We start from the raw sequence: 6,587 nt of genomic DNA, 5'->3' as shown, positions 1-6,587 counted from the left end.
CCGCTACGAACGCAAGGCCGAACACTTCCTGGCCTTCACCGCCATCGCCTGCAGCCTCATCTGCTACCGCAGACTCACCAAATGAGACGACGTCTAAATGGCGTGCGACTGCTCACCGCATCGACTAGCGTGCGTGTCCGACGCCTTCCGATGCGCTGTGCCCCGGTTACTTCCTGTCTGAGATCGCAACACCACCCCGGTGCCACTACTGATCTCGGAAGGCGTCTCTCCTTCTTCCAGGAACGTCTCCCAAGGGACCTTCTGCATGCCCCATTTCAACCGTCAGCGAGCCAAGTCCGAAGCCAGGAACGAGATCCAGGCGGAGATACCGGGCCTGACCGCCGGCGGAGCGACATCGTCGCTCTCCACCCACGGCCGGTGGCTGCTCCCGCCGTCCGCCAGCGCACCGGGCCCGCGCCGGCCGTCCGCGCACCGGCTCCACCGCCTCACCCACCAGGGTGGCACCGCGTACGCCCGCCCGCCCAAGACGGAACTCTTCCTGTTGGCCGTGGCCAACATGGTCGGCCATCACACCTTCTACGAGGACGCCGCCGCCCGCGACGAGCGCTACGAGCAGCTGGTGCGCATGCTCGCCGTCAGCGATCCGGAGTGGACTCTCGGCCTGCTGGGCTGGCTGCGCACCGAGGCCCATATGCGCACCGCACCCCTCGTGGGCGCCGCCGAGTTCGTGCGGGCCAGGCTGGACGCGGGGGCCGTCGGCTTCTCACGGCAGGCCGTGTCCGCCGTCCTGCAACGGGCCGACGAGCCAGGTGAGTTGCTGGCGTACTGGATCTCACGGCACGGACGCGGACTCCCTCAGCCGCTCAAGCGCGGAGTCGCCGACGCCGTCCGGCGTCTGTACACCGGTCGCGCACTCCTCAAGTACGACACCGCCTCACACCCCTACCGCTTCGCCGATGTCATCGAACTCACCCACCCCTCCCCCGACCCCGGACGTCCATGGCAGGGCCCCCTGTTCAAGTACGCGATCGATCGCCGCCACCGCCCCGACCGTGCTCTTCCGCCGCCCGGCGAGATGCTGCTCACCGCACACCGGGAGCTGATGGCCGTACCGGTCGAGGAACGGCGTGCCCTGGTCACCGCGCCGGGTGGCGCTGAACGGCTGAACGCGGCCGGGATGACCTGGGAGTCGGTGGCAGGCTGGCTACAGGGGCCGCTCGACGCGGCGGTGTGGGAGGCACTGATCCCGTCGATGGGGGCGATGGCCCTCGTACGCAACCTGCGCAACCTCGACCTCGCCGGCGTGAGCGACCGGGTGGCCGCCGAGGTCGCCGCGCGGATCTCCTCCCCGGACGCGGTGCGCAGATCCCGGCAGTTCCCGTTCCGGTATCTGGCCGCCTATCGCAACGCGCCGTCGCCCCGCTGGGAGGAGGCTCTGGAGACGGCCCTCGGCCACTCCCTCGCCAACGTCCCCGCACTGCCCGGCCGCACACTGATCCTGGTGGACCGATCGGGCTCGATGTTCGACCGGCCCGGCGAGCACACTCAGCTCAACCGTGCGGATTCGGCGGCCATTTTCGGTACGTCGTTGGCGCTGCGGGCGGAGTACGCCGACCTGGTGGAGTTCGGGTCGGACAGCCGTCGCGTGGAACTCGCCCCGGGTGAGCCCGTACTGCGTGTCCTGGATCGCTTCCATGACCTCGGCGGCACTCACACGGCCGCGGCACTCAGGCGGAACTACGCCCGTCACGACCGGGTGGTCATGGTGACCGACGAACAGACCGGGGCCGGTCAGTGGTCCAACCCGTTGCAGGCGATCCCTTTCCGCGTCCCCGTCTACACCTGGAATCTGGCCGGCTACGCCCCGGCCCACGCCCCGTCCGGCCCGCACCACCACACCTTCGGCGGCCTGAGCGACGCCGCGTTCAGGCTGATCCCGCTCATCGAAGCGGGCGGGGACTCCAGCTGGCCTTGGGAGACGGATCTGTGCGCGTGATGAGTCCGTAGGTACCCATGCGAGGGGGAGCGGTCGAGCGGTCGATCCGGCGCAGAAACACAGGGCAACCCGATCATGCGAGCCGCCGGTGCGACCAGGTCTCGGCTGCACGGGCGGTGGTCGGCACGGTGGCGCGGGGCTGTCTCAGAGGTGTTGCTCCGTGGCCCTGATGCGGTCGTTCTCGTCCTGTCGCTCGTCCGTGATGTAGGCCGGGATCGGGAAGTCCCACCAGCCGGGCACCCAGGGGCCCGCGGCGTCGCGGTCCGTGGGTACCTCGATCAGCGCGGGCCGTCGGGGTGGGAGAACTCCGTGCGGCGTTGTCACGTTGTCGGCTGTGACTGCCTGACGGCGCGTCGGGGCAGGGTGGGCTTGGGAGCCGGGCCTGTGCTCAGGCCGCGGTGGCAAGGCCGGCGACGCCGGTGATCTGCTCCCAGATGGCGAAGCGGACGGTCATCTCGGCTCGGTAGTCGTGGGCGGGCATCAGATGGCGGCGGGGCCGGAAGTGGGGCGAGATACCGCTGAACGCGGACAGGAACCGCTGGGCCCCGCCCACGGAGCGGAAGCCCTTCATCGCCCGTCCACGCTGCCGGGTCGGCTGGTGGCTGTTCTCCGCCCGGTTGTTCAGGTACTTCGACTGGCGGTGCTCGACGCAGGGCATGACCTCGCGGTGGGCAGCGCCGTAGGAGCGGAGCTTGTCGGTGACGACCACCCGCGCCACCGCACCCGTCCTCTTCATCAGCCTGCGGAAGAAACGCCTGGCCGCGGCCTTGTCCCGCCGGTTCTGCACCAGGATGTCCAGCACGATGCCGTTTTGGTCGACGGCCCGCCACACGTACTGCAACCGCCCGTTGATCTTGATGAAGACCTCGTCCAGGTGCCACTTGTCCCCGGGCCGGGGCTGCCGGCGGCGCAGCGCGCCCGCGTAGGCCTGCCCGAACTTGGCGCACCAGCGGCGGATCGTCTCGTAGGAGACGGTCACGCCGCGCTCGAGCATGAGCTCCTCAACCTCGCGGAAGCTGAGCGGGAAGCGGTTGTACAGCCACACACAGTGGGAGATGACCTCGACCGGGTACCGGTGCCCCTTGTACGACAGCGACGCGCTCCCCACGGACGACCCTTCCCCGGCTGATGATCAACCAGAAGATCATCCCACCGGTCAGCCAACATGACAGTGCCCACCATCGACACCGACAAGGTCGCCGACGCCGCCCGGTGGGCGCTGCACGCCATCCCCGGCAACCCACCCGCCCCAGTCCTGGCCAGCATGCGACTCGAAGCCGACGACAACACCCTGCTCCTGAGCGGCTTCGACTACTACCGCTCCGCCCGCGCCCGTGAGGCCGTACCTCGGCGGCAGCCTTCGCGTGTTCGATCAGGCTGGGATGTACAGGAACTCGGGTCCGTATGTCTGCCCGCTCCCGTCCGGCAGCTCGTGGCGCATCAGTGAACGGGCGGGACTCGCCAGGCTCCGCATCTTCGCTTCAGCTTCTTCCAAGGCTTCGCTCGCTGCCTGCGGATCGTCCGTCTGCCACGTCTTCGTCAGCCATCTCAGCAGTTCGCTGTAGCGCTGGTTGAATTTTGTGAGGAGTTCCTGCACCTCGGCGTCGGGACGGTGCATCGGCTCCTGTGCCCAGCCTCCCTTGGGCACGCGCCCCATCCGGTGGGCCTCGGGCATCACGATAGGATCGCCTTGGTAGGCCCACCCCTCGGGAGCCGTCGGCACCTCGACCAGCTTCTTGCCCTGCAGGATCTGGCGGAACTCGTAGTAGTGGGCGAGTTCGCCCTCCCTACCGAAGTAGCGGTTCCTGGGTGAGCTGTGGCTTCCCTCGCCCTGTTCCATGATGACCTGGATGGCGTTGTCCACGGACTGCGGTGTGGAGAGCGGGACGAGGCTGTTTCCCATGCCGTGGGCGTTCGTCATCTCCCTCTCGACCTGTCTGTGGCCTTTGATCAGGTCGGCGTTCTGCTTGAACGCTTGCCGGACAGCGCTGTAGAAGGCCCCGATCGACGTACTGGGTTCCTCGAATTCGGCGACGGGATCCTCGGGCCGTTCGATCTGGCAGTACATGTCGACGGAAGCGCGGCTCAGACCGCTGAGGAACACGGAGAGCTTGGGCCGTACCCCCCCGGGCAGCGGGCCCGGGCCCGTCCTCGTCACTGATGTCGAACTGGTGGTACTGAACAGGGACGCTTCCCCGGCCCTGTTCTACCTCGTCACTCATCTCGCAGTCCTCTGCCAGTCGCTGGATGTCTACTTGATCCACATCAGGAACTTGTCCTTCTCGATGATGCGGCTATACAGGTAGTAGCGACCCAGGGCCCGGCCACCATCCTCATTCTGGTCGCCGTCGATCATGCGCCTGCTGAACTTGCCCCCACCGGTCTTGGCACCCTGCCATGTCGACGCGAAGGGGTACTCATCGCACTGCTTGCCCGGCGGTCGTTCCAGGCTCGTCGGACACGCCGTCTCCCGGTTCTCTCTCCTCGTCTCTTTGTCGGTGAGGCGGGTCAGATAGCGCTTAGTGCCGTGCTTGCCCGGGAGATTCTTAGTGTTCTGCGCGGACTCGATGTGCGCGGCAAGCTCCGGGAACTCCCCGTTCTTCGCGTAGACCATCTCCGAGATGTACGGCATCACACACCCCGCCTTCGAGGTGCCAGGCAGAGCGTTGTCGCACCGCACACCTGGCGTCGGCAAGGAGACGTAATTGGTGGGCCCGGCCCACGTGGGGTTGGTGAACCGCCACTTCGCCGTGGCCTGGCCCGTTCCCTTCTGCCCCTTCGGCGACGTCTTGATGGTGGTGTCGACGAAGAACTGGCCGACCGGCTCCTTGCTCGCGCTGATCAACTGGGACGGGAACTTGCTCTCGGCCACGTCGCACTTACCCTCGCACGTAGCCTTGCCGTTGGCACTACTTCCCTTGGCCGCGCCCGAGTTGGAGACATGCAGCAGTTGGCGGGGCACAGGGGTGTGCGGCGAGATGGGCGGCAGCAGGGTGGGGCCCTTTGTCCAGCCCTTCTGCTGGCGATAGCCAGTTACAGCGTCGGGCCGGTGGCCAGCGGTGCGTACCTGTTACTTCGGATTCTGGCCGCAGCAGGCGACGGTCTCGGTCTGGTCAGCGCCGACGAGCGGCACTACGGCGACCACCGCTGCCAATGCCCACGAACAGGGCGATTACGGCTTTGCGCATCACGTCTCCTTGTCGAAGTCGACGTCATCCTGCTGGTCAGCTGGCAAGTGCCGTTTGCGGAATGCCGGGCGGTTTGCCGCACCAGGCGGCGGTGTGGGTCTGGTCGGCCCCGGCGCTGGAGAGGAGCGTTACGGCGAGTACCGCTGCCGATGCCACGAACAGGGCGATTACGGCAGCCACCACAGAAGCCCAGGTCAAAGCCCTCGCAGAGGCCGGGCGGGCTTAGCGCCGCTTTTCGTTCTGATGTTCCTACCGACGCCAATTGCATCGGATGCGAATACGCGGCACCCCTCCTGGAGTTGGGCCCGGGACCGTGCGGAAACCACCCCATCAGGGACGTTGACCTCAGAAGCACGGTAGCTGTTGCGGCGCCGAGTGTCCGCGGGCCTCACTCCATCGAGCGATTGAACTGCGAAGACACCCCCAAGTCGCATCTGATGCGAAATTCTCGCGTCAGATGCGATAGACGGAGAGTGATGGCAGATGGGTGGGGATGGCCTCGTTCCAGGGTCTGCTCGGCTGCACCTGATTGACGGTCTGCCGCTGCTGCGGCCGGAGGAGCAGGTCTTCGAAGCGATGATCAAGGGCTGGCGCAACCAGCAGCTCGCCCGGAATCTCTCGCCGGGATACGTCGGTGACCAGGAACGCACGGTCCGGGCTTTCACCAGGCATGCCGATGCGATGCCGTGGCAGTGGACGCCGCAGCACGTCGATGAGTGGCGTGCTGACCGTCTGGCACTGGACGCCCTGCACGATCGAGGAATGGATCAGCGAGGTCCGGCCCGGGATGCGGCACTCGACCGGCCGGGCCCTCTGGCCCTCCGAGCGAGGCCCGCGGGTCGGGCTTCAGCGGCTGGACTCCCGCTTCGCCGCCTACCGGGACGCCGTCGGTCTGGACCCCGCGCTGGAGTTCCACTCGCTGCGCCGGTCCTACATCACCCACCTGATCGAGGACGGCCACGACCCGCTGTTCGTCCAACAGCAGGTTGGCCATGACCACGCCTCCACCACCGCGATCTACACCTGCGTCTCCTCCGACTTTCGCACCCGCTCCCTGCGTCGCGTCCTGGACGCCACCGTCGAGGCCGCTCTGCGGCCGGGAAGGACCTCCTGATGCCACGCCAAATCAGCTACCGATGGCGCCTGCGCGAGCTGATGGCCGCCCGCGGCATGTTCACCGTCGCCGAGCTCATGCCACACCTGACCGAACGCGGCATCAGTCTGTCCTCCTCCCAGGTCCACCGCTTGGTCTCCGGAACTCCGGAACGGCTGTCCCTGCCAGTGCTGGCCACCCTCTGCGACATCCTCGACTGCACGCCCACCGACCTGATCACCACCTCGGCCCAGAACCTCCCGGCCCGCCGGGCAGCCGGAGAGGAAGCGCCGATCAACCTGGCCGCCCGGCGACCCACACGGGTCCGGCTGACACCCGAGGGGTGAGC

At 67.4% G+C, this 6,587-nt stretch carries 9 protein-coding genes; 4 read left to right on the top strand and 5 right to left on the bottom strand.

All coding sequences use genetic code 11. From position 1 onward, the window contains the following. Nucleotides 1-265: 265 nt before the first annotated feature. Nucleotides 266-1,957: a TROVE domain-containing protein gene (locus ACZ6BB_RS41000; protein WP_471620179.1), complete on the top strand. Its 1,692-nt coding sequence runs from the start codon at nt 266-268 to the stop codon at nt 1,955-1,957. A 144-nt stretch (nt 1,958-2,101) separates the two neighbouring features. Here the strand turns inward: ACZ6BB_RS41000 and ACZ6BB_RS40995 are convergent, their stop codons facing one another. Continuing rightward, nucleotides 2,102-2,281 carry a hypothetical protein gene (locus ACZ6BB_RS40995; RefSeq protein WP_471620178.1) on the bottom strand — a complete coding sequence of 60 codons (180 nt, stop codon included), beginning with the start codon at nt 2,279-2,281 and terminating at the stop codon, nt 2,102-2,104. Nucleotides 2,282-2,345: 64 nt separating this feature from the next. Next, a complete protein-coding gene (locus ACZ6BB_RS40990; protein WP_471620177.1) occupies nt 2,346-3,065 on the bottom strand; it encodes an IS6 family transposase in 720 nt (239 codons plus the stop codon). A 57-nt stretch (nt 3,066-3,122) separates the two neighbouring features. On the opposite strand from ACZ6BB_RS40990, the gene ACZ6BB_RS40985 reads away from it, so the two are divergent. After that, entirely contained in the window at nt 3,123-3,404 is a 282-nt protein-coding gene (locus ACZ6BB_RS40985; protein ID WP_471620176.1) for a hypothetical protein, read from the top strand. Here the strand turns inward: ACZ6BB_RS40985 and ACZ6BB_RS40980 are convergent. The 3 genes from ACZ6BB_RS40980 to ACZ6BB_RS40970 form a co-directional block, all read right to left on the bottom strand. Beyond that, nucleotides 3,330-4,115 (bottom strand): ferritin-like domain-containing protein, encoded by a 786-nt coding sequence (locus ACZ6BB_RS40980; RefSeq protein ID WP_471620175.1) that lies wholly within the window; start codon nt 4,113-4,115, stop codon nt 3,330-3,332. The genes ACZ6BB_RS40985 and ACZ6BB_RS40980 overlap by 75 nt on opposite strands. A gap of 93 nt (nt 4,116-4,208) precedes the next feature. Continuing rightward, complete coding sequence (locus ACZ6BB_RS40975) at nt 4,209-4,829, bottom strand: NucA/NucB deoxyribonuclease domain-containing protein (protein ID WP_471620174.1); 621 nt, start codon at nt 4,827-4,829, stop codon at nt 4,209-4,211. Between the two features lie 769 nt (nt 4,830-5,598). After that, nucleotides 5,599-5,817 (bottom strand): hypothetical protein, encoded by a 219-nt coding sequence (locus ACZ6BB_RS40970; protein WP_471620173.1) that lies wholly within the window; start codon nt 5,815-5,817, stop codon nt 5,599-5,601. A gap of 40 nt (nt 5,818-5,857) precedes the next feature. On the opposite strand from ACZ6BB_RS40970, the gene ACZ6BB_RS40965 reads away from it, so the two are divergent. Then, entirely contained in the window at nt 5,858-6,259 is a 402-nt protein-coding gene (locus ACZ6BB_RS40965) for a tyrosine-type recombinase/integrase (RefSeq protein ID WP_471620172.1), read from the top strand. Continuing rightward, a complete protein-coding gene (locus tag ACZ6BB_RS40960; RefSeq protein ID WP_471620171.1) occupies nt 6,259-6,585 on the top strand; it encodes a helix-turn-helix domain-containing protein in 327 nt (108 codons plus the stop codon). Before ACZ6BB_RS40965 ends, ACZ6BB_RS40960 begins: the two co-directional genes overlap by 1 nt. Nucleotides 6,586-6,587 lie beyond the last annotated feature (2 nt).

The sequence above is a fragment of the Streptomyces sp. NPDC041108 genome (assembly GCF_055592645.1).
This window is presented reverse-complemented; position numbering and strand designations above follow the sequence as displayed.

Coding starts and splice junctions, on each gene's coding strand:
- ACZ6BB_RS41000 (WP_471620179.1), top strand. CDS start 266: ATGCCCCATTTCAACCGTCAGCGAGCCAAGTCCGAAGCCAGGAACGAG.
- ACZ6BB_RS40985 (WP_471620176.1), top strand. CDS start 3,123: ATGACAGTGCCCACCATCGACACCGACAAGGTCGCCGACGCCGCCCGG.
- ACZ6BB_RS40970 (WP_471620173.1), bottom strand. CDS start 5,817: ATGCCTGGTGAAAGCCCGGACCGTGCGTTCCTGGTCACCGACGTATCC.
- ACZ6BB_RS40965 (WP_471620172.1), top strand. CDS start 5,858: ATGAGTGGCGTGCTGACCGTCTGGCACTGGACGCCCTGCACGATCGAG.
- ACZ6BB_RS40960 (WP_471620171.1), top strand. CDS start 6,259: ATGCCACGCCAAATCAGCTACCGATGGCGCCTGCGCGAGCTGATGGCC.